The sequence below is a fragment of the Streptomyces sp. NBC_00846 genome, assembly GCF_045207325.1.
GTDB lineage: Bacteria > Actinomycetota > Actinomycetes > Streptomycetales > Streptomycetaceae > Streptomyces.
The window spans coordinates 6165466-6189695 of the sequence record NZ_CP108846.1; the positions used below are offsets into that span (position 1 = coordinate 6165466).

Sequence of the window (24230 nt, forward strand, 5' to 3'; positions counted from 1 at the left end):
GCAGTGCTCGTCATCGTCACCCGCATGCCCTGCCGCCGCCCTCCCGCCGGTCAAGGCGTCGACAGTAACAACCACCGACGCGCTCGGGGCCCACACATCTGCTGCCGCGTAGACGCGTCGGGCCCATCAGCATGTGTCACACAGGTCCTGGGCGCCGTACCGGTCCCGTCCGGCGCTTGATGGCGGCCCCTCGGAGACCTCATGGGGCCCGCCACGCCCGACAGGTCACTGGCATCCCATGTGCTGCTTCACGGCGGGCCACGCCTCCACCCCGTCCGGGGTGCGGACATAGACCCTGGACATGTCGTCGGTCAGCCACAGTTCCCAGTCGTCCAGGTGGTAGCCCGTGGACCGCGCACCGGCGGGCATCGTCCCGTCCCCGTCGTACGCCGAGGTGAGCATGCCGGACGGGAGTACGCCCTCCGGGTCACGCGCATAGACCTTCCGGCCGGCCGAACCCTCCCCTCCCGAACCCGCGCCCCATTCAAGGAAGTCCGCCTCCTGCCAGTCGCAGTGCGCCTCGCCCGCCGAGCTGTTCAGCTCGGACACCGGCACCCGGTGGCCGTCCTTGTCGGTCCAGACCCGGTACGGCCGCTTGTCCGTATAGCTCGACGGCAGCTCCGCCGGGTCGCACGAGGCGGCGGTCTCCGGACCCCAGCCCGGACGCCCCTTTTGGTCCTTGGCGACGACGACGGCGATCTTCGTCCTGCGGTCCACGTCGAACGAGTACAGGACCCGGTCCGCCTCCTCGCGTTCCACGCGATAGCCGTACTGCGGCAGATCGGGCTGCTCGATCTCGAAGTGCAGCTTCAGCCCTTCCTCGGGCGTCGCCCCGCCGTCGCCCTTGCTCCAGGTTTCACTGCCGCTGCCGGAGTAGATGTCCCCCGCGCACTCCAGAGCGCGGCCGGCGGCCCCCGATTTCGTCTTCATCGCCTGTGGGGTGTCGGCTTCGACGTTCGGATGCGGTACGTCGAGCGGGCCGCTGTAGGGCGCGGCCGGGGGGCTCCCCTCGGTCACGAGATCCTCGGAGGCACCCCCGCCGCACGCCGACGCCGTCAGCGCGGTCACGAGGATCACCGCGACCGTTCCGCCCACCCTGCCTCTGTTCATGCCCCACCCCTGTCCACCCTCGGTCCTTGCTGCTTGCCCGTCGGACGTGCCGGGCGGTGCGACGGTTCCGGCGCGTGCTACCGGCCCTGCGCCGCCTCCACCGCGTCGGCCACCAGCGTCAGGAACCGTGCATGGGCCTGGGGGCTGCAGACCGGTTCCGGATTCCACGGCACCACCGCCATCCGCACGCCTCGCCGGCTCAGCTCTTTCAGGGTTCCAACGACCTCTGGGTACGTCTCCAGGACCGTGGCCGGGGGGACTTCGCGGCGCAAGTCAGCGAGGAGTTGCGAGGTCGGGTCCACACCGAGGTTGTGAAGCATCACCCGGTGGTAGTCGTCGTAGGCGGGCGTCGACGACGAGGTGGCGAAGAAATGGTCGCCTGCGGCGATGGCTGCCGCGAACTGTTCCGGCGTGATCGAGGGGTCGTAAGCGAGGACGGTCTGCTCGAAGTCCGCTCGTGGGTTCCACCGGCCACCGATCGGCTGCATCAGCACGCCGCCTGAATCGAAGAGAACAGCACGGAGATCTTCAGGAGAGGATGGTCGTGTCGTCACCCGCTCAGTCTGGTGGGTGGATGCCTCGCTGGTCGACCGCCTGCACCGTCGGATACCGGCAACCACACCCGCCCCGGTCAGACCGGCATCACGAATTCAAGTTCAGTATCCTGCCGATACCCACCGCACTTTCGTGCCCGCCAGCGGAAAACGCCGTGGGTTCCCGGTGAAAGCCCCTCAGTCACGCTGAACTCACTGCCGTCGTGCCGGTAAGAACGCTGTCACCGATCCTGCTGGCTTATTCGGGGTCATACGGCGAGGGAGAGGTCGAGCCGGGCGAGATGGCTGACCCGGGTGCGGTCCAAAGGATGCCCGTTCCACCAGGCGTCGAGGCGTATGAGGTTGAGTGCGACAGCGGCGAAGACGTGCTCAAGGTGGGTCTTTGGCAGACCGCGGTAGCGGGCGCGTCTCATGCCGGTGACCGCGACGGCCTGGTGGATGGTTCCCTCGACTCCAGCGCGGGCCGCGTACTTGGCGCGCCACTGCTCGTCGGTCTGCTGGGCGCGGGCGTGGTCGAGAGCCTCTTGCCGGTCTCGGGGCTTCAGCGAGAGGGTGCGGCCTCCTGTTTTGGAGCGAGTGCACTGGTCACGTACCAGGCAGGGGCGGCAGGTCTCCTTGTCGAACTTCACCACGATGGCCTTGGTGCCGCGCTGGCTGGCGGGGCTCCACCAGGTGCTGGTGTTGCCGCGTGGGCAGGTGGCCTGCCGCTTGTCCCAGTCAATGGTGAAGGCGGTGCGGTCGAATCCGGCGCCGGCGCGTGCTTGGGGCGAGCTGTTCAGCAGGACCGGGGTGATCAGGGCGACGCCGAAGCGCTTCTTCACTCCCACGATCAGCTCGGCGCAGGGGTAGCCGGAATCGAGGTAGTGCTCGGCGGGCAGCAGGTCACGGGTGGCGAGCATGTGGTGGATCGGCTCGGTCATCTCCGCGTCGGTCACCGTGGCGTCGGTGGTCGCGATGTTGGTGATGATGCGCGGCGGTGGTCCGTCGGGGCCGCGGACCGCCCAGTAGTCGACGGCTGCGGCCTGGTGGTCGGTTTCGTCGCAGGTCTCGCTGATGTGGACCTTGTAGCCGGTCCACCAGGAACCCTGTTTGAGACCGTAGCGCGCGTCCGTGTCGTAAGGGGAGGCCAGCCGGAGTCTGCCCGGCGGGAGGTCTCCGCTCTCCCGCCGCGTTACCTCCGGCCCGGCCTCGGTCACGGTGCGGTGATAGTTCTGTAGCCACACCGAGCGCAGGACCCGCAGTGCCGGGAGCTCCCGCAGCCAGACCGGCGTGTGAGGGGCATGCACGGCCTCCAGCAGGGTGAACCCGTCTTGGCCGTAGACCAGGGCGATCTCCTGGCGCTTGGCCTTGGAAGCGGGTGGGTGCCAGGAGTTGGTCCGTGGACCGTAGCGTTCGGCCCATTCCCGCACGGGCACCGCCTTGGCCAGCCAGTCCGGTGCCGCGCAGGCCAGTGTCTCCAGTGAGGCCCGCAGCGTCTCCCCGGCCAGCTCCAGCCGGTTCAGGTCCCGTACCGCCGCCAGCACGCGGGTGGAGTCGGTGCGCTGCTTGCCGCCGGCCTTCACCAGGCCCCGGTCCTTGAGCGCGGTCAGCAGCAGGTCGAGCGCCTTCTCCTCCAACCCGTGCTCAACCAATCGCGCGCGGAACTCCGACAGCACCGAAGCATCGAACCCCGGATCGTCCAGATCCAGACCGAGCGCGTATTTGAAGTCCATGCCGTACCGCACCCGATGCGCTGCCGCCCGGTCGGTGAGGTTCTCGGCGAACTGTAGGACCGTCACCAGCGCCAGCCGGCCCGGTGACCAGCCAGGCCGCCCCCGCGCCCCGAACGTCTCGGCGAACTCGGCATCCGCAAACAGCTCACCCAGCTCGTCACGGACCCGCATCGCCAGGGGATACGGCCCCTGCGCCGCTACCGACCGGGCTACCTGCGCGGTCAGCTCCGGCACTTGCGGCCACGGCCTCGGCTGCATCGACATCCCACACCCCACCCGCGACCGGGAACGCCAAGACGGCCGCTGTTCTACGGGACAACGAGCCGTCAGTCCCACCGGTGGTTTCGTAAGCGAGAGCGAGCAACGTTTGTCCACGGTTTCGGGCAGCACTTAGCGGTCGGGTAGTTCGAAAATGTCGACGAGAACTGACAACGCTGGCGCTCGGCTGTGACTGGAGGGACAGCATCGAGCGCTCGTGCGAGCCGTGCGAGGATCGCGACGTGAACGATCTGCACTTCCGCCTCGCCGAAGACACCGACCTCGCCACTCTCGTTCGTCTGCGTGACGACGCTGCCCGCTGGATGCTCGCCCAGGGCATCACCGGCCAGTGGCAGCCCGGCCAGCTGGACGAGGACCACTTCCGCAAGACCATGGTGAGTGGTGAGGTCTGGCTCGCCGAGGCCGATGGCCGCGTGGCCGGGGCATGGGAGCTGTGGTGGGAAGACGAGGACGCCTGGGGACCGCAGCCGCCGGTGGCCGGCTATGTGCATCGGCTGATGGTGGACCGCAGCAGCGCCCAGCCGGGGACGGGGCGGTTTCTGCTGCGTGCTGCGGAGCGCCGCGTTGCCGCGGCGGGGCGGGCGTTCGTGCGTCTGGACTGCCTGGCCGGCAACACACGCCTGAATGCCTACTACCTGAACGCCGGCTACCGGGTCGTCGGCCACAAGGCAGGCAAGCCGCAGCCGGGCGGTGCACCCAAGTCGTTCACCCTCCTGGAGAAGACCTTCGGGTCGGTCGCGGGGGCTGAGCGACAAGTGGTGTCAGGTTCCACCGACAAAACCACACCGGGCACGGAATAAGCCAGCAGGATCGGTGACAGCGTTCTTACCGGCACGACGGCAGTGAGTTCAGCGTGACTGAGGGGCTTTCACCGGGAACCCACGGCGTTTTCTGCACGTGCGCTCGGAAGTGCGGTGGGTTCGTCGTCGCTGAGTTTAGTGAGCGGGGCAGGTACCTGCGACAGCTGCCACTCATCGACGCTCAGCGATCGCGCGGTCGCCGATTCGGCAGGGCTTCTTCGCACCGATGCAAATCCCGTGGGCAGCCTGACAGTTGACGCCGTAGTCTCCCCGGATGACTACCGTTTCCGTCGAAGATCTCGCGCGTGCATGCAAATCTGTCGGCGACCTGCTCGTCGAGGTCCGCCCCGAGCAGTGGAAGGAGCCGACGCCGTGCACGGAATGGAACGTGCGCGAGGTGGTGGCCCACCTGGTCGGCATGGACCTGGTGTTCGCAGCCATGATCGAGGGTGGCCCGATGCCCGAGCGCGGAGCAGACCCCCTCGGTGACGACCCGGTCGGAGCCTACCGGTCCTCCAGCGCTTCATTGCTGGCCGCTTTCTCCCGTCCCGGGGTGCTTGAGCGGAGTTATCGCGGACCCTTGGGGAGCGCCACGGGCGCCGAGCGCTTGCAGATCCGCCTGTACGACCTGCTCGCTCACGGATGGGACCTCGCCCAGGCCACCGGAATCCCTGCCCTGCTGCCCGAAGACCTTGCCGAGCAGAGCCTGGCGTTCGTTCAGGTCCAATTCTCCGCTCAGTCCCGAACGGGACGATTCGCCGAGCCGCAACCCGTCGAGGCGACCGCTCCGGCCATCGATCGGCTTGCCGCGTTTCTCGGCCGGCCGGTCCCACCGCAGCTGTGAGACCGATCGATGGCAACTGATCGCCCCCGAGCGCCTGATGGGCAGGATATTCATTCGTTCCCGGCGCCCCGCTCAATCTGGTCGTCCAGCAAGCTCTGGGCGATGGCCGCATAGCGGCTCGCGGTGGTGTGGGACAAGTTGAAGACCAGGGCGAGATGCAGTGGGTCGGCGCCGGCGGTCAGAGCTTCGTGCAGTACCCGGTCGCCGCGGATGCGTTCGAGGTAGACGCCCTGGTGCAGCAGGTGCCGCTTGAGGTATTCGGGGCTGACGGGCCCGGTTCCCAGGGCTGTCTTCGGGTTGATCAGGACGTGCCGGTTGGGGGTCTTTGGCCACGCGGCCCGACGCTGGCCGAGCCAGGCCAGCAGGGTCTGGTAGGGCAGTTCGCCGAGCCGTTGGGCGTGTCCAGCGATGTTGATCCGGCGGTTGGGCAGGTCGAGGTCGTCCCGGGTGAGACGGCGGATAGCAGTGGCGCGGGCGGCGTGGACGGCAGCCAGGGCGACGATCAGCCGTTGCGCGGGGGTGACGGCGATCCGTTGGACGGCGAGCACTTCGGCGTCGGTCATCGGCAGCAGGCTGCGTGGGATGTCTTCTGCCTTGAGTCGGATGGTGGGGTTGGCGAAGATCAGGCCGTGCTTCTTGGCGAAGCGGAACAGTGAGCGCAGTGCCGTGATGGCGTTGCGACGCTGCCATCCACGCAGGGGTGACAGCGCGGTCGTGACGTCGGCGACGGTGATCTCGCGCAGGTGCCCGCGGGTCGTCGCCCAGTTCTCCAGCAGGGGCCGGACGCAGCCGAAGTAGACGTAGAGACAGGTGCGGGACCGTGGCTTGGCACGGCTGTCGCCGTCGAGGAGGACCAGCAGCCAGGCGCGGACGTCGCTGGCGAAGCCGGCGGGCAGTTCGCCGGTGCGGTCGTCGATCCAGGAGCGGATCGCCAAGGCGCTGTCATCTTCCAGAAGGTCCAGGTCGGCGAGGACCTCGGCGACCCGAAAACTGGAAGCGTGTCGAGGTATTCGCGTGCGGATTTCGGTGAGCTTCACGGGCTTGCCGGGCGAGCGGTGCTCCAGCACCGCCGTCAGGCCGTCCATCGCGCACCGCACGAGCGACGGCGACCATCCGTTGGCCTCGCCGAGCTGCTTGGCGCAGGCCGCAGCCGACCGCAGCGCGAGGTTGTCCGAGGTCAAGGCGGGGTGCTGCCAGCGCGGCAGGGGCGGGACGCCCGCCTTGCGCCGGTAGTAGGAGGCCAACCCCCGGCACTTGTTGTCGCAGTACGCCCGGTCCCGCCGCGAGCCCTCGGGCAGCAGCTTGCCGCAGTGCACACAGTTCATCGCGGTGGCAGAGACCTGCCTGTGCGAGGACGCGGGGCGACGGCGCGCGGCTGGCCCACCGCAGTGGCCTGCGAGTCGGTCGCCGGCATCGGCATCGGCACTGGCACCCGCTCCGGCTCGGGCAGCAGCAGTTCCTCGACGCCGCAGCCGAGCACCGCGCAGATGACGTCCAGCTCATCGAGCCTGACGGTGTTCGGCTGACCGGACCACAGCCCCGACATCTTCCCCGCGCTGATCACAACGCCACGCTCGGCGAGCATCCGCTGGAGTTCGCTGGCCTTCCAGATGCCGCGGTTGGCAGCCGCCAGACGAAGGTTCCACTTCACTGGGCCAGTCCTTTCCATCGGCCGGTTGCGCGCTGTTGTCCGGTGACCCAGGCGTCTTCGACGTGGGTGCCGTGGACGTGGATATACCGGGCCGTGGTGCCGGTCCAGGTATGTCCGAGTAGCTCCTGCATCGCGAACAAGGTCATGCCGTCGAGATAGAGCTGGGAGGCGCAGAAGTGGCGCAGCACGTGCGGGGTGAGCTTCCCGGCCCAGGTCGGCAGGTGCTGGACGGCGGCCTCGGCCAGCGACCGGCGGAAGACATCTGCGGTCGCCCGGGAGCAGGAACCGTCCCGGTTCTTGCGCTCGGAGGGGAACAGCGGGGCGCCAGGCCGGGTGTGGTCGGCGTCGAAGTGGCCCCACACGTCCTCGATGAACCACCGCAGGTTGCGGTCGGCGCCGTTGATCAGCGGCACCAGCCGCGGCTTCGGCCCACGCCTCCGGGATCCCTTTCCGTGCCGGACGTTGAGCTTGCCGACCGCCCCAGCTCCCACCGGACGTCGTCCAGGTCGAGCATTCGTGCCTCGTTGATCCGCAGTCCCACGTCCGCCGCCAGCCGGGCCACCGCGTAATTGCGGGCGGCCGGGCCGAATTTGCGGCAGGTCACCAGCTCCTCGCGCCATCCGGCGAACAGTTCCTCGATCTCTGCTTCGCTGGGAGGGATCCGCAGTTGCGGTTCCACCGAGGCCCGGGGCCGGTTCATCTCGTCCAGCGGGCACTCGACAACGCGGCCGGTGAGGTTGTGCAGCTCGACCTTGTGCCGCAGCTCAAGGAAGTGGAAGAACACGGCCAGCGCGCCAGCCCTGCCGGTGCGGGTCGATGGTTTGGCGTCGCGAAGCACCTTGCCGAAGTAAACGTCGGCGTCGGCTGGCTTCATCTCCCACAGCGGACGGCCGAACCAGTCGCGGATCAGCTCCAGATGGTTGGTATCGTTGCGAATGGTGCTGTCGACCAGACCGGCCGATGCCCGCGCGAGCACGAACCCCGCCAGCACATCGGTCTCGAACTCGGCGAGCTCCTCCTCGCTCACCGGCGCCCGGTACTCGCGCAGATCGCGTACTACGGCCAGAGCCAACCCACGCCTCCACGACTTCACCCAGACTGAAGGAATCCCGACAGGGATGAGGGTTGCGCACTACGGACGAGGTTGGGTCAGAACGGCCTGCGGTCACCCGGACGAGGTACCAGGCCCAGGTCCTGGCACTCTCAGCGGCGCCAGGGAGCTACGGACGAACGCGGAACTCGGGGACTATTGCTTACCCGAATACTGGCTGTCGTCTCAGTTGATCTGGACTGCTTCCGTCGTTTCGAACTGGATTAGTGGAAGGGCCTGCGAGATTGACCATGCACAATGACCAAGTGGACGTGACCACCGACATCGTTGCGACCTTGATCCAAGAACAGTTCCCTCAGTGGAGCGGCAAGGCGATCCAACTCCTGTCGTCGACCGGGACGGTCCACGCCATCTTCCGCATCGGGGACGACCTCTCCGCGCGTTTCCCGCTGCGTCTGACCGATGCTGCCGAGGCGCTGGCGGTTCTGGAACAGGAAGCCCAGGCGAGCGCGGAGCTGGCACAGGTGTCTCGGTTCCCCGTTCCGGAACCCGTCGCCCTGGGAAAGCCTGGAGTGGGTTATCCCATGCCATGGTCCGTCCAGACATGGCTGCCGGGAACGGTCGCCTTCGATGCCGATCCGAGTGGGTCGGACGCTTTTGCCCGGGATCTTGCGGCCTTCATCGCAGCCCTGCGGGACGCCGAGACGCGGGGGCGGCGTTTCAGCGGCGAAAATCGTGGCGGCGTTCTCGCTCACCACGACGACTGGATGGCGAAGTGCTTCGAGGAGAGCAGGAGGCTGCTCGACGTGCCCCGGCTGCGCCAGGTGTGGAGCCACCTCCGGGAGTTGCCACGCACGGCTCCCGACGTGATGAGCCATGGTGACTTGATTCCCGGCAACGTACTGGTCACGGGAGACCGGCTCAGCGGCGTACTCGACACCGGCGGCTTCGGGCCGGCCGACCCCGCGCTGGATCTGGTCAGCGCCTGGCACCTGTTGCAACCGGGCCCACGGGAAGTGCTCCGGCGGACACTGGCCTGTGATGATCTGGAGTGGGAGCGCGGCAAAGCATGGGCCTTCGCACAGGCGATGGGTCTTGTCTGGTACTACGTCGAGAGTAATCCGACGATGAGCAGAATGGGGCGCCAGACACTCGACCGCATTCTGGAGTCGACGAAGTGATGTCGCCCCCATCGGAGGCCGTGACAGAGACGATCGCTTGCCGCCCCACCGACACAGCACCAACGTGAACAGATCGACTGAGAAGGGACATCTCGGCTCGATTCAGTAAATTACTGAAAGTGACCCTGCGGGGAGCGGGGGCTTCCTTCTGCGGCATTGTGCCGTCGAGGGCAGTACTGACGGACGAAGCGGCGGAGCATCGTGTAGGACACGGAGGCCTCGTATTCGTCCATGAGTCTCAGCCATATCTGTTTCGGCCCGAGGCCCTCATTCGCCATGGTTCGGATGTCCTTGATGAGGTCGCTGTCGAAGTCGCCATAGCTTCGGTCGACTCCTCGGGGAGGCGGTTGCATGGTGTCCAGGGCGAGGCGGACGAGACGCCGGGGGACTTGGTGCCGCAGAGCCAGGTCCTGGATGGTGTGGCCTCTGCGGGCGTCGATGTAGATGAGCAGGGAAAGATTGGGATCGTCGGCGAACAGCTCGGTTCGTGTTGTGCGCGGGTTGGGTTTGATGCGGCCGCGAGGGGAGCTTGCGTCAGCGAGGGCCCGGTCCAGTGATTCCTCGGAGCGTCCGGAAACAGCAGTCAGGCGGTCGAGTTGGGGCTTGCCGAACCAGAACGGTGGTCCGTTGAGGAAGCAGTGCAGGTAGCTCGGCTTGAGATGGTTCGCGCGTGCCAGGCGGCGGACGTAGGAGTCGGTGATCTCGCCGGCGTGAGGGCGTAGTCGAACGGGCAGTGGAGCCAGCGGGCTGGGTAGCTCGGGCGCTGGGGGAGTCACTTCAGAGGGCTCTTCTTCGGGGCTTCCGCGGCGTGGTCCAGGGGGATTGCGTCGAGGCCGTCCTTCGTCACGCGTTCTGTCCCGTTGAGGATCGCGTCGATCGCGGCGCCTCGGATCGCGTGGGAGAGCGCGCCGATCATGCCGTCGGTTCGTTTGTGGAGGTAGCGGTCCAGCTTGACCAGACTGCCTGGTGGATGGTCGTGCAGGAGAAGGGTCTGCTCCATGGTCGCGACCAGGCCCTTCCATTCGGCGCCGTAGGGGAAGGGACGGGTGGGGACGAGGGTGAAGCGGCTCGCGATCTGGGCGCCCCGGGTGTCGGCCAGGAGTTCGCTGGTTTCGAGGTTGATGCCCGCGTAGACGAATGTCGCGGGGAGGCGTTCTGAGAAGTACTTCAGGGTGTCGGAGACCTCGGCACCAGCCGGTGTGACCTGCGAGACGTTGTGGATTTCGTCGACCAGGACCAGGCCGGTGCGGGTGTCCGTGCAGACGCCGACCGCCGCTTCGATGATGGTCGGTCATGTTTGACCTGGCCCGGACCGGCAGGCCCAGGAAGCGTGCGAACTCGGCCGCGATCATGCGTGCGGTCGCCGCGGGCGGGACGGTGATGTAGAGCACCGGGATGTGGTCGGCGACGTTCGGGTGGCGGGCCCGGTCGAGGAGTTCGTGGGTGAGCCCGAGCTGGGTGAGGGCGCTGGTCTTGCCCGTGCCGGGCAGTCCGGAGACCATCAGGCCGCGGCGGGCGCTGATCGCGTGCCGGTTGAGCAGGACCAGCCGCCGGCCGCAGACCACCGTCTTCTCGACGAAAGAGGTGGCGACCACGAGCATGCGGGCGTGATGGTCGAGCCGGTCCTCGTCACAGAGCGCGCGCTCGACCGGAGACAGCCTGTCCAGCCCAGCCGGGGTCAGCAGGATGGGTGGACTTGGGAGGGCCCGCGGTGAACCTTCGCCATCCCTCCAGGGTGGTCAGCTGCCGGTTGGCTTCGGCATCGGCTTCTTGCAGCGATGTGCGTCCAGTCGCTGGCTCGGAGATGGTCACGGACGCCTCCAATGGTTGGCGAGCGGGTCGAACAGGCCCAGCGGGATGACTTCCGCCGACTCGGTGTCTGCCTGGTCGTCCTGAACTGCTTCAGCGGTGGGCGGATCGGGGATTGGCCGGTCGGAGGCGGTGGCCCGGGTCTGCGCGGCGATGCGCCGGGACCGTTTTGCCGCACGTCCCTTCCGCTGGGCTGGCCCGTCGTGCGTCCGCCGCAGCAGGTCAGCGGCGGCATCGGCGATCTGTTCCTCGGTCCCGCCCGGGACCTGTTCGCGGGCGTGATCCCAGGCCATCTCGCCGAACGGGACGCCGACACGGTGCAGATGTTTCCAGAACACCGTGATCCACCGGGCTGGCTCGCTGCGGCGGTCGCGTACCCAGACACGGGAGACGTCGTAGGGGTCGTAGTGGATCTCCCACAGCCCCTTCTTCTCCGTCACTCCGGAGTGCTGACGGCGCAACGGGGGTCAGCTCGGCGTCGTCGTAGGTGCGGTGGTTGATCCGGATGCCGTATGAGTTGATCGCCTGCCAGCGCTCGGGCAGCAGCTCGACGTAGTCCTCGCCGCTGAACGGGGCCGGAACGTAGCCGCACGACTCCAACAGCGTTGCGTACTTCTCGTTCGGGGTGAACGCGCGCTTCGGCGAGTCCGGGTCCCGCAGCGCATCGTGCGGACGGTTCTGCCAGATGACGATCCACTCGTCCAGCAGGCCCTGGAGCTCGGGCAGGGACCACAGTGGTCCGTTCTCCAGGCCCCGGCCCCGGCGGTCCGCCGACCGGCCGGTGTAACCCGCGACGAACTGCGCGAACAAGGTGGCCACCGACCCCAGCGTCTTCTCGATCGCACCCTTCTCGAAAGGCGACGCCTTGTGTGTCGGCTGGAGGCTGATGCCCAAGTAGCGGCAGGACGCACGGAAGTTGTTCGAGATGAAGACCTTGCCGTGGTCGCAGACGATCGTGTCCGGCACGATCACCGGCCTCCCGGCCGCGGGCTCCAGCCGCTCGTCCAAGGCCATCAGCCGTCGGTGCGGCAACACTGATCTCGACATCCGAAGAGCTTCTGACCAGCCAGGACGCATCATCTCAGGGGTGATGCTCCGGGCCAGCAGCGCGGAGGCGTCGGCCGCCTTCGTCGTCGGCCGCAGGACCGCAGCGGCCAGTGATCTGGTCGCCAGGTCGATCATGGCGGTCAACTCGACCTTTTCGGCAATGCCCTTGTCCAGCCGGACCAGGACATCCAGCGGTGTGGAGTCGATCTGCATCCACTCGCCCGGCGCGCAGGCCGGCACCTCCCCGAACGGCCCGGCCGGACGCGCGTTCACCGAACGGCGCGTGGTCGCCGAGCCCGTCGTGTGAGTGCCGGCGGCCAGCTTGTCGAACAGCCGGTAGAGCGTGCGCTGTGAGGGCACCTCGATGCCTTGACATCCTCACGGGCGGCCAGGATCTGCGTCGCCCGCCAGACCACGAAGCCGATCGTCTTCGACGACGCCTCGGCCGTCTCGCCGATCGCCTGCCTCATCGCCTCGACCACCGCCGGGGCCACCCGGCCGAAGGACGGCATTTGCTTCGCCGACCGGCCGTCGGCCAGGCCGACCAGCCCGTCGCGCTGATAGCGCTGGCGCCGCTGCTTGACCCCGCTGGCCGTCATCGCGTGCCCGGCCGCCGTCAGCTCGGCAGCCTTGGCCCTCTCCCGCTGAGCAAGCGAGTTCCGTTCCGGGTCGAACTCCGGCCGCGGCACCGTCCCCGCAGGAGCATCCGGCGGCAAGCCGTCCAGCACCTCCAGAATGTGCCTCTCCCACCAACGGGCCTGTTCCGCAGCGGTCTGCGGGAACTCCGCGATCCTGGCCGACGGGGGCACCCGCCGTTCTTTCCCAGCCCCCGTCACAGAACGCTTCCGTCCGCCAGGCGCACGATGGTGGACGGCCCCAGCAACCCGACCGCGAGCCCCTCGGCGGCCAACTCGCGGAACCAGAGGAGATGGAACAGCACGGGGAGCATCTCAAGCCGGTCACCGGCCGCATCCGCTCCGGCCATCAAGGGGACCGGCGCCGCGAAGACCTCCCGCAAACGGTCCGCAACCTGCCCGCGCCGGCACCGGGGATGCCGGTAGCGCGACAGCCACCGCACGTTCGCCAGCAGCACCTCCTCCGGAACCCCGACCCGCTCGAAACCCCATCCCGCCTGACAGCAGGCCAGACGGGTCACCTCGAACGCCTCCGCGTCCCTCGGCCCGACCCGCTCATCAGCGCGGACATCCACGACCACCGCAGAGCCGTCCGCGCGGCGCACGAGGTAGTCCGGAGCATGCCGACGCTCACGCTCGCCGTCGTGCCAGTGCAGCCAGAACGGCTGCGAGGCGATCCCCACCATTCCGGGATCGAAATCCATCAGCACAAGCCGGTCCCGCTCCAGCCACGACTCGAAACCGACGTGCCGACCGGTTGTCGCCGCCCAGTACCAGCCCGAGAAGTGACGCTCACCACGCGACCAGCGAAACGGCCGTACTGCGGCCACGTCCTCGAACCGAGGAAGCCGAAACGACTGGGTTCGCTGTCAAACGCCTCGATTGGATGACAGCGGACACAGGGCGCCCGCACATGACCGCGCTACGGTGATGTACTAGAGTTATCTCGACATCGAGATATATGCCGAAGGCGCACCGTAGATCGCCCCATCGGGTAAGGGTTGCCTAACTGAGCCTTACCTTAGCGGATGGTCGAGGGGTCGTAGGCGGCACCACGCGGCGCCCGCCGTAATGAGGCGCGGCGCGGAGTACGCGCACATTGATGAAGGAGACTGTCGTGTCGGCGAACAGCTTCGACGCCCGCAGCACGCTGCGCGTGGGCGACGAGTCGTACGAGATCTTCAAGCTGGACAAGGTCGAGGGCTCCGCGCGCCTCCCTTACAGCCTGAAGGTGCTGCTGGAGAACCTGCTCCGCACCGAGGACGGCGCGAACATCACCGCCGACCACATCCGGGCGCTCGGCGGCTGGGACTCCCAGGCACAGCCCAGCCAGGAGATCCAGTTCACGCCGGCCCGCGTGATCATGCAGGACTTCACCGGTGTGCCGTGTGTCGTGGACCTCGCCACCATGCGTGAGGCCGTCAAGGAGCTGGGTGGTGACCCGGCCAAGATCAACCCCCTCGCCCCGGCCGAGCTGGTCATCGACCACTCCGTCATCGCCGACAAGTTCGGCACCAACGACGCGTTCGCGCAGAACGTCGAGCTGGAGTACGGCCGCAACAAGGAGCGCTACCAGTTCCTGCGCTGGGGCCAGACCGCCTTCGACGAGTTCAAGGTCGTCCCTCCGGGCACCGGCATCGTCCACCAGGTCAACATCGAGCACCTGGCCCGTACGGTCATGGTCCGGGGCGGCCAGGCGTACCCCGACACCCTCGTCGGCACCGACTCGCACACCACCATGGTCAACGGCCTGGGCGTGCTGGGCTGGGGCGTCGGCGGCATCGAGGCCGAGGCCGCGATGCTCGGCCAGCCGGTCTCCATGCTCATCCCGCGCGTCGTCGGCTTCAAGCTGACCGGCGAGCTCCCGGCCGGAACCACCGCCACCGACCTCGTGCTGACCATCACCGAGATGCTCCGCAAGCACGGTGTCGTCGGCAAGTTCGTCGAGTTCTACGGTGAGGGCGTCGCCGCCACCTCCCTCGCGAACCGCGCCACCATCGGCAACATGTCGCCGGAGTTCGGCTCCACCGCCGCGATCTTCCCGATCGACGACGAGACGCTGAAGTACCTGCGTCTGACCGGCCGTGACGAGCAGCAGGTCGCGCTCGTCGAGGCGTACGCCAAGGAGCAGGGTCTCTGGCTCGACCCGGCCGCCGAGCCGGACTTCTCCGAGAAGCTGGAGCTGGACCTGTCGACGGTCGTCCCGTCGATCGCCGGCCCGAAGCGCCCGCAGGACCGCATCGTCCTCGCGAACGCCAAGGAGCAGTTCGCCCAGGACGTGCGCAACTACGTCTCCGAGGACGAGGAGTCGGGCAAGGAGTCCTTCCCGGCCTCCGACTCGCCGGCCTCCTCCAACGGCGTTCCGTCGCGTCCGACCACGGTCACGGCCCCCGACGGCACGACGTACGAGATCGACCACGGCGCCGTCACCGTCGCCGCGATCACCTCCTGCACCAACACCTCGAACCCGTACGTCATGGTCGCCGCGGCGCTCGTGGCGAAGAAGGCGGTCGAGAAGGGCCTGACCCGCAAGCCGTGGGTCAAGACCACCCTCGCCCCGGGCTCGAAGGTCGTCACCGACTACTTCGACAAGGCGGGCCTGACCCCGTACCTCGACAAGGTCGGCTTCAACCTCGTCGGCTACGGCTGCACCACCTGCATCGGCAACTCCGGCCCGCTGCCGGAGGAGGTCTCCAAGGCGGTCAACGAGCACGACCTGGCCGTGACCTCGGTGCTCTCCGGCAACCGTAACTTCGAGGGCCGGATCAACCCCGACGTCAAGATGAACTACCTGGCGTCCCCGCCGCTGGTCGTCGCGTACGCCATCGCCGGTTCGATGAAGGTGGACATCACCAAGGACGCCCTGGGCATCGACCAGGACGGCAAGCCGGTCTACCTCGCGGACATCTGGCCGTCGGAGGCCGAGGTGAACGACGTCGTCGCCAACTCCATCGGCGAGGACATGTTCAACAAGTCCTACCAGGACGTCTTCGCCGGCGACGCCCAGTGGCAGGCGCTGTCGATCCCGACCGGCAACACCTTCGAGTGGGACCCGCAGTCCACCTACGTGCGCAAGCCCCCGTACTTCGAGGGCATGACGATGGAGACGACCCCGGTCGAGAACATCTCCGGCGCCCGGGTGCTCGCCAAGCTCGGCGACTCGGTCACCACCGACCACATCTCCCCGGCCGGTGCGATCAAGGCCGACACCCCGGCCGGCAAGTACCTCACGGAGCACGGCGTCGAGCGCCGTGACTTCAACTCCTACGGCTCGCGCCGTGGTAACCACGAGGTCATGATTCGCGGCACCTTCGCGAACATCCGCCTGCGCAACCAGATCGCCCCGGGCACCGAAGGCGGCTTCACCCGCGACTTCACCCAGGCTGCGTCTGCGGGCGATGCCCCCGTGTCGTTCATCTACGACGCCTCGCAGAACTACCAGGCCGCGGGCGTCCCGCTCGTCATCCTGGCGGGCAAGGAGTACGGCTCCGGCTCGTCCCGCGACTGGGCCGCCAAGGGCACCGCGCTCCTCGGCGTCAAGGCCGTCATCGCCGAGTCCTACGAGCGCATCCACCGCTCGAACCTCATCGGCATGGGCGTCCTCCCGCTCCAGTTCCCGGAGGGCGCGAGCGCCGAGGCCCTCGGCCTGACCGGCGAGGAGACCTTCTCCTTCACCGGCGTGACCGAGCTCAACAACGGCACCACGCCGCGCACCGTCAAGGTCACCACCGACACCGGTGTGGAGTTCGACGCGGTCGTCCGCATCGACACCCCCGGTGAGGCGGACTACTACCGCAACGGCGGCATCATGCAGTACGTGCTCCGCAGCCTGATCCGCAAGTAGGCAGCAGAGCCGAAGGGCCGCATCCCGGGTCTCCCGGGGTGCGGCCCTTTCCGCGCGGACGCCCGGGGGCGAGCCGCGCCCGCCGCCGACCCGACGGAATGCGATCGTGGGCCCGCGGGTTCACACCCGCGACAGCGTCATCGGCACACAGGGAGCGGAATCACCATGGGCGAGTTGATCCTGATCCGGCACGGCGAGACCGAGTGGTCGCGGTCCGGGCAGCACACGAGCCACACCGATCTGCCCCTGACCCCCTTCGGCGAACGGCAGGCCCGCGCCCTGGCCCCGCTGCTCGCCGACCGGCAGATCGCGCTCACCCTGGTCAGTCCCGCCGTACGCGCCCGGCGCACCGCGGAGCTCGCCGGGCTCACCGCGCCCCGCATCACACCCGAGCTGCGCGAGTGGGACTACGGCGGCTACGAAGGGGTGACCACCGAGGAGATCCGCCTCACCCGCCCCGAGTGGAATCTGTGGACCGACGGGGTCGCCCCCGGCCCCGAGGCGCATCCCGGCGAGACGCCCGCCGAGGTCGGTGCGCGTGCCGACCGGGTGCTGGCGGAGGTCGTGCGGGCCGCGGGCCGCGATACGCAGGAGGACATCGCGCTCGTCGCCCACTCCCACTTCCTGCGCGTACTCACCGCCCGCTATCTCGGCCTGACCCCGGCCGAGGGCACACTGTTCCAGCTCGCCACGGGGGCGGTCTCGCGGCTCGGCACCGAGCACGGCAAGCCGGTTCTGACGGCGTGGAATGTGACCCTGCCCGAGAGCCTGTTCACCCGGGCCGTTCTGGAGAGCCCGGAGCAGGACTGAGCGGGAGCCCAGCCGTGCCGCCGCGCGGCTGCCCCACCGACGGGCCGACGGCCGGTACCCCGGGGTGAGGTACCGGCCGTCGGCCGTGACGCGGGCAGAACACCCGGTCAGGAGAGCAACTCCACCTCCGCGAGCGTCCCTTCACCGGCGAACACCAGGCGGTAGTGCGCGTACGAGCCCGGCGTGGCCACCGAGAACACCCTCGTCTGCCGGTCCCAGGCGAACGACTGGCCCGACCGCTTGTCGAGGTCCTTCCACGTCGTGCCGTCCGACGAGCCCTGGAGGACCCAGCCCGTCGGGGCCCGGTCCGCCGCGCTCGATGTCAGCGTGTACTGGGCCGCGTCCGTGGCCGAGGCCACCGGCAGGTCCACCGAGGTGACCGTCGCCGACGTGGCCGACGTGTTGTCGAACAGGGCGCCCTCGCCCTTCAGCACGTCCGCCTTCGGCGTCGCCACGTTGTCGTCCGTGGTGATCGAGGTCGGCGCCGCGTCCTTGCCCGTGCCCCACGACGACGGCTCGGCACCCATGTCGAAGTCCAGCACACCGCCCTTGGCCAGCAGGTCGTGCGGCAGCGAAGTCGAGGTCCACTTCCTGCCGTTGACCTTCAGGCCCTGGACGTAGATGTTCTTCGCGCTGTTCTTCGGCGCCTTGACGACCAGGTCGTGGCCGTTCTCCAGGTGGACCGTGGTCTTCGTGAAGAGCGGGGAGCCGATCGCGTACTCCCCGCTGCCCATGACGAGCGGGTAGAAGCCGAGCGAGGAGAAGAGATACCAGGCCGACTGCTCGCCGTTGTCCTCGTCGCCGTGGTAGCCCTGGCCGATCTCGCTGCCGGTGTAGAGGCGGCTCAGGACCTCGCGGACCTTCTCCTGCGTCTTCCAGGGCTGCGAGGCCGCGTCGTACATGTAGGTGACGTGGTGCGCGGGCTGGTTGCTGTGGCCGTACATGCCCATCCGTACGTCACGCGCCTCCGTCATCTCGTGGATGACGCCACCGTACGAGCCGGCGAACTCGGGGCCGGCCGTCTCCGGCGTGGTGAAGTACGTGTCGAGCTTCTTGGCCAGGCCGGCGCGCCCGCCGTACAGGTTAGCCAGGCCCCGGCTGTCCTGCGGGGCCGTGAAGGCGAAGCCCCAGCCGTTCGTCTCCGTGTAGTCGTAGCCCCAGACCCGCGGGTCGTACGTGTCCGGCGTGAGCCGCCAGGCGCCCTTCGCGTCCTTGCCCTGGAAGAAGCCCACCTTGTTGTCGAAGAGCTCGACGTAGTTGCGGGCGCGGTCAAGGAAGTACTCGGACTCCTCCTTGTACCGCTCCTTCTTCGTCTTCTCGTAAAGTGCCTGGCCCATCTGCGCGATGCCGTAGTCGTTGAGGTAACCCTCCAGCGACCATGACAGACCCTCGTGCGTCGAGGTGTTCGCGTAGCCCACGAAGGGGGACGTCGCCATGCCCTTGCGGCCGACGCCCGAGGACGGCGGGACCACGGTGGCGTTCTTCAGCGCCGCGTCGTACGCCGCCTCGGCATCGAACTTCACGCCCTTGACGTACGCGTCGGCGAACGCGACGTCCGAGGAGGTGCCGGTCATCAGGTCGGCGTAACCGGGGGAGGACCAGCGGGAGATCCAGCCGCCGTCCTTGTACTGCTGGACGAAGCCGTCCACCATCTCACCGGCCTTGTCCGGCGTGAGGAGGGAGTACGCCGGCCAGGTCGTCCGGTAGGTGTCCCAGAAGCCGTTGTTGACGTACACCTTGCCGTCGACGATCTTCGCGCCCGTGCGGGTCGGGGTGTCGGATCCGACCCGCGGGGAGAAGGGGCTGGCGTACTTGTCCTTGCCGCCGACCTTCTCGAAGCCCGAGTTCGGGTACAGGTACAGCCGGTACAGGCTGGAGTACAGGGTGGTCAGCTGGTCGGCCGTGGCGCCCTCGACCTCCACCTTGCCCAGGATGCCGTCCCAGGCCCGCTGCGCCCGGTCCTCGACCGCGCCGAAGGAGCGGGCGGCGGGGATCTCGGCGGCGAGGTTCTGCTTGGCCTGGTCGATGCCGATGAGCGAGGTCGCCAGGCGCAGGCCGACCGTGCGGTCCTTGCCCGCGTCGAAGCGGAGGTACCCGGTGACATCGTCACCGCCACCGCCGGACAGCTTGCCGCTCGCGGTGACCGGCGCGTCGAAGACGCCGTAGACGAAGAGCCGGGTCGCGCCGGTCGAGCCGCCGCTCTTCACGTCGGAGAAGCCGGTGAAGGAGCTGGTGTCCGGATCGAGGGTGAGGCCGCCGTCGTTGGAGACGTTGTCGAAGACGACGCTCGCATCGTCGCCGGGATAGGTGAACCGCATCCGGGCCGCGTGGTCGGTCGGTGTCATCTCGGCCTTGAGGCCGTCGTCGAAGGTCACACCGTAGTAGTGCGGCTTCGCCGTCTCGTTCTCGTGGTGGAACGGCAGCGCACGCGCCGTGCGCGAGGCGTCCGGAGTGCCGGCGACCGCCGACGGCATCAGCTGGAAGGTCTGCCGGTCGCCCATCCAGGGGCTCGGCTCATGGCTGGCGCTGAACGCCTGGAGCGTGGGCAGGTTGTCGTCGTTGTTGCCGCGCGCGTAGTCGTACAGCCAACTGGTCGACCCGGCGTTGGTGACCGGCGTCCAGAAGTTGAAGCCGTTCGGGACCGCGGTGGCGGGGAAGTTGTTGCCGCGCGAGAAACCACCGCTGGAGTTGGTGCCACGGACCGTCGACGCGTAGTCGGACAGGTGCGGGCGGCGCTTCTCGGGTGCCTTCGGCGCGATCTTGATGTCGTCGATCCAGCCCTGGAACTTCGCCGGGCCCTCGGGGGAGTCGTACGCCACCAGGATCCGGTCGACGGTCTTGCCCGCCGCGACGGTGCCGATCACCGAGTCGACCTTGTTCCACTGGTTGACGTACAGCCGCTTGGCATCGGCCTGGCCCTGCGGGGTCAGCGGGCCGCCGTTGCTGTCGGTCGCCCGCAGATCACTCAGGTACGTGCCGTCCGTGAACGCCAGGTCCACCGAGACGTGCGTCGCCGGGTAGGAGAGGTCGGTTTCGCCCATCTGGGGATAGATCACATATGACAGTGAGGTGTCACGGGTGACAGCCGTGTTTACATCGAAGATCTTGTTGTACGAGTAGGCCCGGCCGTCCGCCTTGTGCGTACCGGCGTACCGCAGGGCCTTCTTGCCGGTGAAACCCGCGCCCGCCTTGGCGGTGGGGGAGCCGGACGGGCCGCGGTCGGCCTGGCTGCGCATCGAGTCGGGGGCCGGGGCCGAGGTGTCGCCGTCGGAGAACTGGACGTCCGCGAGCTGGGTCGCGTCGGAGGCGCCGTTGTTCTTCGTGATCTGCAGGCGGTAGTGCTGGTGTGCCGTGTCGAATGTGACGTCGTACGACTTTGTCCGGAACCGCTCGGTGAAGGCCTGGCCGGTCCGGGAGTCCAGGTCCTTCCACGTCTTGCCGTCGGTGGAGCCCTGCAGGGTCCAGTCCTTCGGGTCGCGCTCGTCGTGGTCATTGGCCGACGTCAGCGCGTACGTGACGACCTTGACCGGTTCGACGAGGTCGAACTCGACCCAGCCGGTGGGCTCGAAGGCCAGCCACTTGGTGCCGGGCTCGCCGTCGATCAGGTTCTCCTTCACCTCCCCGCCGCCGGTGTTCTCGCCGCTGGCGCGGACGTCCGTCACCTTGTCGGTCACATTGCCCGGTATTCCGGCGGAGAAGCCGCCATCGACACCCGATGACCGCTTCTTTCCGTCCGGGCCTTCTTCGACGGTGTTGCGCCAGTCCGGCTGCTTTTCATCCGATTCGAAGGAAGAACTGAACATCCGTTCCCCCAGGGCGTTTTGGCCCTTGTCTCCCGTCCGTGCCGACTGCGCGGCGGCCGCGGTGGGGGCTGTCGCGACCAGAACCAGTGAAGCCGCGATCAGCGCGGCCGTACGGCTTTGTCTCTTACGAGAACCATGTCGGGGCTGCATGCCGAGCATTCCTCCCGAGGAAGTGCGCTTGGACAACGTTGTCACCGAGTTGCACAGGATCCAGTAGGGAGCCAAGTGGCGGGATGTGTCAAGGGTGTTGGGTGTGAACCGCTGACGGAATCAACCGTAATGCGGAAATCGTTACACCCGGATCGGGACGCACGGGGTCCAGATATCCGCGAGGTCTCAACTCGGGAAAGACTGCTGCCCAAACCTGCATTCGATCTTGCTCAGTTGGTCGCAAGTGGACTATACCTGTCGGCGTCTGCACCGCCGTTTCCGGCGACGCGGGCAGGGGGACACGGGGGAACGGCCGAGGACGGCACAACAGGTGCGATCCGATGTCCGAACTCCCTCACCCCCCACTGCACATGGCTAGCCTGAGATCAGCACTACCCAAGCGCAACTGACCGCGGTGGCGGGGCCCTTCGCCTGTCTGGCGAATATCGACGGGCGACCGGTACACACCGCCTGAGTCCTGGAGAAGGCGAGGACTTGAGCATGGGATCCACCTCCGCCCACAAGAGTGAGGGCCTTGGCCGTCGCGATGTGATCAAGCGATCTGCCGCACTCGGCCTGATCACCGTGCCGACGATGAGCTTCCTGTCGGCGTGTGCGAGCAGTGACAGCAGCAGCGACAAGAAGGTCGAGAAGGGCAAGACCAGCAAGACGAACCCGCTCGGCGTCAACGAGACGGCTCCCCTAGAGGTAGTCATCTTCGACGGTGGTTTCGGCCAGCAGTACGCCCTCGACGCGGAGAAGAAGTACAACGCCGCGTTCCCGAAGGCTCCGAAGGTCAAGCACGCCGCGACCCAGAAGATCCAGTCGCAGCTGCAGCCGCGCTTCAACGGCGGCACCCCGCCGGACCTGATCGACAACTCCGGCGCCGAGCAGATGGACATGGGTGTCCTGGTCGGCAAGAAGCAGCTGCTCGACCTCACGCCGCTGATGGACGCCCCGTCCATCGACGACCCCAGCAAGAAGGTCCGCGACACGCTGCGCCCGGGTGTCCTGGAGATGGGGCAGTTCGACGGCGACCCCGTCTGGATCATGTACTACGCGTACACCGTGTACGGCGTCTGGTACTCGCAGACCGCGCTCGAAAACCTCGACGCGCAGTACCCCGAGAACTGGGACGACATGCTCGCCCTCTGCGCGAAGGCGAAGAAGAAGGGCATCGCCGGCTGGACGTACCCCGGCAAGTACCCGTACTACCTGCCGTTCTCGCTCTACCCGTTCATCGCCAAGATCGGTGGCCGGGAGGTTCTCGACAAGATCGACAACCTGGAGCCGAACGCCTGGATGGACCCCGCGGTGAAGGCGGCGTTCGAGGCGTACTACGAGCTCTACCAGAAGGGCTACATCCTCAAGGGCACCCCCGGCCTGACCCACATCCAGTCGCAGACCGAGTGGACCAAGGGCAAGGCGCTGTTCATCCCGAACGGCTCGTGGGTGGAGAACGAGGCGGCGCCGACCACGCCCAAGGACTTCAAGATGATGGTCGCGCCGCCGTCCGGCCTGGACTCGTCCGACAAGATGCCGTTCGGCACCATCTGGGCGTCCGGCGGCGAGCCGTTCATCGTTCCGGCCAAGGCGAAGAACCCCGAGGGCGGCATGGAGCAGCTGCGCATCATGCTCTCCGAGGAGTCGTCGAAGAACTTCACCAAGCAGGTCAAGTCGCTCAGCGCCTTCAACGGTGGCACCGACGGTCTGACCCTGTCGACCGCCATGCAGGCCGGTGTCGACTCGCTGAAGAAGGCCGGCGACAACGTGGTGAACCCGCGTCTGCAGGACTGGTACGTGAAGCTCCAGAAGGAGCAGATCGGCGTCGCCGGCATCGGCGAGATGATGGCCGGCCGCGCGACCCCGGCCGAGACCCTCAAGAAGATCCAGGCCTTCGCGGACGCGGCGGCCAAGGACCAGTCCATCAAGCACTACAAGCACCAGTGAGCAACCGTCACCAGCGGCGGCACCCGCGGAAAGATCGGGGTCGGTAAACGATGCAGCACGGCAAGTACCGTTTCATCGTGGGGTTCTTGGTAGTCCCACTGGCGTTGTACGCGGTCTTCGTCATTTGGCCGTTCATCCAGTCCATCTACTACTCGTTCACGGACTGGACCGGCCTGAGCCCGGACTTCAAGATGGTCGGGTTCGACAACTACACGAAGATGCTGAAGGACGACGTCTTCTGGAAGTCGTTGCAGCACAGCGTGTTGCTCGTGCTGCTGCTGCCGCTGGTGACGCTGGGCCTGGCGCTGTTCTTCGCCTTCATGCTCAATGTCGGAGGCCGACGGCGTAAGAACGCCGCGGTCTCCGGCGTGCGGGGCTCGTCCTTCTACAAGATCGCCTATTTCTTCCCGCAGGTGCTCTCGATCGTCATCGTCGCCCTGCTCTTCCAGTTCGCTTTCAACCCCGTCAGCGGGATGCTGAATTCGACACTGAAGGGAATCGGTCTGGGCTCCATCCAGCCGGACTGGCTGGGCGATCCGAGTCTCGCGCTGGTCTGCGTCATGTCGGTGCTGGTCTGGTCGACGGTCGGATTCTTCGTCGTCCTCTTCTCGGCCGGCATGGCGTCCATCCCGAAGGACTTCTACGAGGCGGCGCTCCTCGACGGCGCCAACCGCTTCACCACGTTCTTCCGGATCACGCTTCCGCTGCTCTGGGACACGGTGCAGTCGGGCTGGGTCTACATGGGAATCCTGGCCCTCGGCGTGGAGGCGTTCACCGCCGTACAGGTCATGACCGTGGGCCCCGGTGGTCCCGACTACTCGACCACGGTCCTTCCGCTGTACGTGTACCAGACGGCCTTCCGCGACGGGCAGGCCGGATACGCGACGACGATCGGTGTCGGACTGCTCATCGTCACCATGGCCTTCGCCGCCGTGGTGATGCGACTGGGCCGGCGCGAGCGGCTGGAGTTCTGATGCTGCGATTCACGGGGGACGGCCCC

18 protein-coding genes and 2 pseudogenes are annotated in these 24230 nt (G+C 67.6%); 8 read left to right on the top strand and 12 right to left on the bottom strand.

Features of this window, described 5'->3' with window-relative positions; translation table 11 throughout:
- Nucleotides 1–225: 225 nt before the first annotated feature.
- The 3 genes from OG936_RS28365 to OG936_RS28375 all read right to left on the bottom strand — a co-directional run bounded on the left by OG936_RS28365 (nucleotide 226) and on the right by OG936_RS28375 (nucleotide 3547).
- The gene (locus tag OG936_RS28365) at nucleotides 226–1110 is read right to left on the bottom strand and encodes a hypothetical protein (protein WP_406498481.1); all 885 of its coding nucleotides are present in this window, start codon (nucleotides 1108–1110) and stop codon (nucleotides 226–228) included.
- 77 nt (nucleotides 1111–1187) lie between these two features.
- The gene (locus OG936_RS28370) at nucleotides 1188–1604 is read right to left on the bottom strand and encodes a hypothetical protein (protein ID WP_406498482.1); all 417 of its coding nucleotides are present in this window, start codon (nucleotides 1602–1604) and stop codon (nucleotides 1188–1190) included.
- Between the two features lie 308 nt (nucleotides 1605–1912).
- Nucleotides 1913–3547 carry an IS1182 family transposase gene (locus tag OG936_RS28375; protein WP_406498484.1) on the bottom strand — a complete coding sequence of 545 codons (1635 nt, stop codon included), beginning with the start codon at nucleotides 3545–3547 and terminating at the stop codon, nucleotides 1913–1915.
- A 329-nt stretch (nucleotides 3548–3876) separates the two neighbouring features.
- On the opposite strand from OG936_RS28375, the gene OG936_RS28380 reads away from it, so the two are divergent.
- Both OG936_RS28380 and OG936_RS28385 read left to right on the top strand, forming a co-directional pair.
- The gene (locus OG936_RS28380; protein WP_406498486.1) at nucleotides 3877–4455 is read left to right on the top strand and encodes a GNAT family N-acetyltransferase; all 579 of its coding nucleotides are present in this window, start codon (nucleotides 3877–3879) and stop codon (nucleotides 4453–4455) included.
- 274 nt (nucleotides 4456–4729) lie between these two features.
- Nucleotides 4730–5299: a TIGR03086 family metal-binding protein gene (locus OG936_RS28385; protein WP_406498488.1), complete on the top strand. Its 570-nt coding sequence runs from the start codon at nucleotides 4730–4732 to the stop codon at nucleotides 5297–5299.
- A 50-nt stretch (nucleotides 5300–5349) separates the two neighbouring features.
- On the opposite strand, the gene OG936_RS28390 is transcribed toward OG936_RS28385, so the two are convergent.
- From OG936_RS28390 to OG936_RS28405, 4 genes are read right to left on the bottom strand one after another with little or no spacing between them, the layout of a single operon-like run.
- Entirely contained in the window at nucleotides 5350–6624 is a 1275-nt protein-coding gene (locus OG936_RS28390; protein ID WP_406498490.1) for a hypothetical protein, read from the bottom strand.
- Complete coding sequence (locus OG936_RS28395) at nucleotides 6621–6950, bottom strand: helix-turn-helix domain-containing protein (protein WP_406498492.1); 330 nt, start codon at nucleotides 6948–6950, stop codon at nucleotides 6621–6623. The genes OG936_RS28390 and OG936_RS28395 overlap by 4 nt, the downstream gene beginning before the upstream one ends.
- Nucleotides 6947–7363, bottom strand: a complete 417-nt coding sequence (locus OG936_RS28400; protein WP_406498494.1) for a tyrosine-type recombinase/integrase — start codon at nucleotides 7361–7363, stop codon at nucleotides 6947–6949. Before OG936_RS28400 ends, OG936_RS28395 begins: the two co-directional genes overlap by 4 nt.
- The gene (locus tag OG936_RS28405) at nucleotides 7354–7977 is read right to left on the bottom strand and encodes a hypothetical protein (protein ID WP_406498496.1); all 624 of its coding nucleotides are present in this window, start codon (nucleotides 7975–7977) and stop codon (nucleotides 7354–7356) included. The genes OG936_RS28400 and OG936_RS28405 overlap by 10 nt, the downstream gene beginning before the upstream one ends.
- A 314-nt stretch (nucleotides 7978–8291) precedes the next feature.
- Here OG936_RS28405 and OG936_RS28410 point away from each other — a divergent pair, with 314 nt between their 5' ends.
- Complete coding sequence (locus OG936_RS28410) at nucleotides 8292–9182, top strand: aminoglycoside phosphotransferase family protein (RefSeq protein ID WP_406500642.1); 891 nt, start codon at nucleotides 8292–8294, stop codon at nucleotides 9180–9182.
- 110 nt (nucleotides 9183–9292) lie between these two features.
- On the opposite strand, the gene OG936_RS28415 is transcribed toward OG936_RS28410, so the two are convergent.
- From OG936_RS28415 to OG936_RS28425, 3 genes and pseudogenes are all read right to left on the bottom strand, one after another.
- The gene (locus OG936_RS28415) at nucleotides 9293–9958 is read right to left on the bottom strand and encodes a hypothetical protein (protein ID WP_406498497.1); all 666 of its coding nucleotides are present in this window, start codon (nucleotides 9956–9958) and stop codon (nucleotides 9293–9295) included.
- Nucleotides 9955–10958, bottom strand: a pseudogene (locus OG936_RS28420) (ATP-binding protein). Before OG936_RS28420 ends, OG936_RS28415 begins: the two are co-directional and overlap by 4 nt.
- A gap of 255 nt (nucleotides 10959–11213) precedes the next feature.
- A complete protein-coding gene (locus OG936_RS28425; RefSeq protein ID WP_406498498.1) occupies nucleotides 11214–12398 on the bottom strand; it encodes a hypothetical protein in 1185 nt (394 codons plus the stop codon).
- Between the two features lie 9 nt (nucleotides 12399–12407).
- On the opposite strand from OG936_RS28425, the gene OG936_RS28430 reads away from it, so the two are divergent.
- The gene (locus OG936_RS28430) at nucleotides 12408–12599 is read left to right on the top strand and encodes a hypothetical protein (RefSeq protein ID WP_406498500.1); all 192 of its coding nucleotides are present in this window, start codon (nucleotides 12408–12410) and stop codon (nucleotides 12597–12599) included.
- A gap of 271 nt (nucleotides 12600–12870) precedes the next feature.
- On the opposite strand, the pseudogene OG936_RS28435 reads toward OG936_RS28430, so the two are convergent.
- A pseudogene (locus OG936_RS28435) lies at nucleotides 12871–13506 on the bottom strand (TnsA-like heteromeric transposase endonuclease subunit); the annotation flags it as partial.
- 284 nt (nucleotides 13507–13790) lie between these two features.
- Here OG936_RS28435 and acnA point away from each other — a divergent pair.
- Complete coding sequence (gene acnA / locus OG936_RS28440; RefSeq protein WP_406498502.1) at nucleotides 13791–16517, top strand: aconitate hydratase AcnA; 2727 nt, start codon at nucleotides 13791–13793, stop codon at nucleotides 16515–16517.
- 165 nt (nucleotides 16518–16682) lie between these two features.
- A complete protein-coding gene (locus OG936_RS28445; RefSeq protein WP_406498503.1) occupies nucleotides 16683–17327 on the top strand; it encodes a histidine phosphatase family protein in 645 nt (214 codons plus the stop codon).
- 107 nt (nucleotides 17328–17434) lie between these two features.
- Here OG936_RS28445 and OG936_RS28450 read toward each other — a convergent pair whose 3' ends face one another.
- Nucleotides 17435–21280, bottom strand: coding sequence for a GH92 family glycosyl hydrolase (locus OG936_RS28450; RefSeq protein WP_406498505.1), 3846 nt, complete (start codon nucleotides 21278–21280; stop codon nucleotides 17435–17437).
- Between the two features lie 501 nt (nucleotides 21281–21781).
- Here OG936_RS28450 and ngcE point away from each other — a divergent pair.
- Both ngcE and OG936_RS28460 read left to right on the top strand, forming a co-directional pair.
- Entirely contained in the window at nucleotides 21782–23230 is a 1449-nt protein-coding gene (ngcE, locus tag OG936_RS28455; protein ID WP_406498507.1) for an N-acetylglucosamine/diacetylchitobiose ABC transporter substrate-binding protein, read from the top strand.
- A gap of 50 nt (nucleotides 23231–23280) precedes the next feature.
- Complete coding sequence (locus OG936_RS28460; RefSeq protein ID WP_266749353.1) at nucleotides 23281–24204, top strand: carbohydrate ABC transporter permease; 924 nt, start codon at nucleotides 23281–23283, stop codon at nucleotides 24202–24204.
- Nucleotides 24205–24230: the final 26 nt, after the last annotated feature.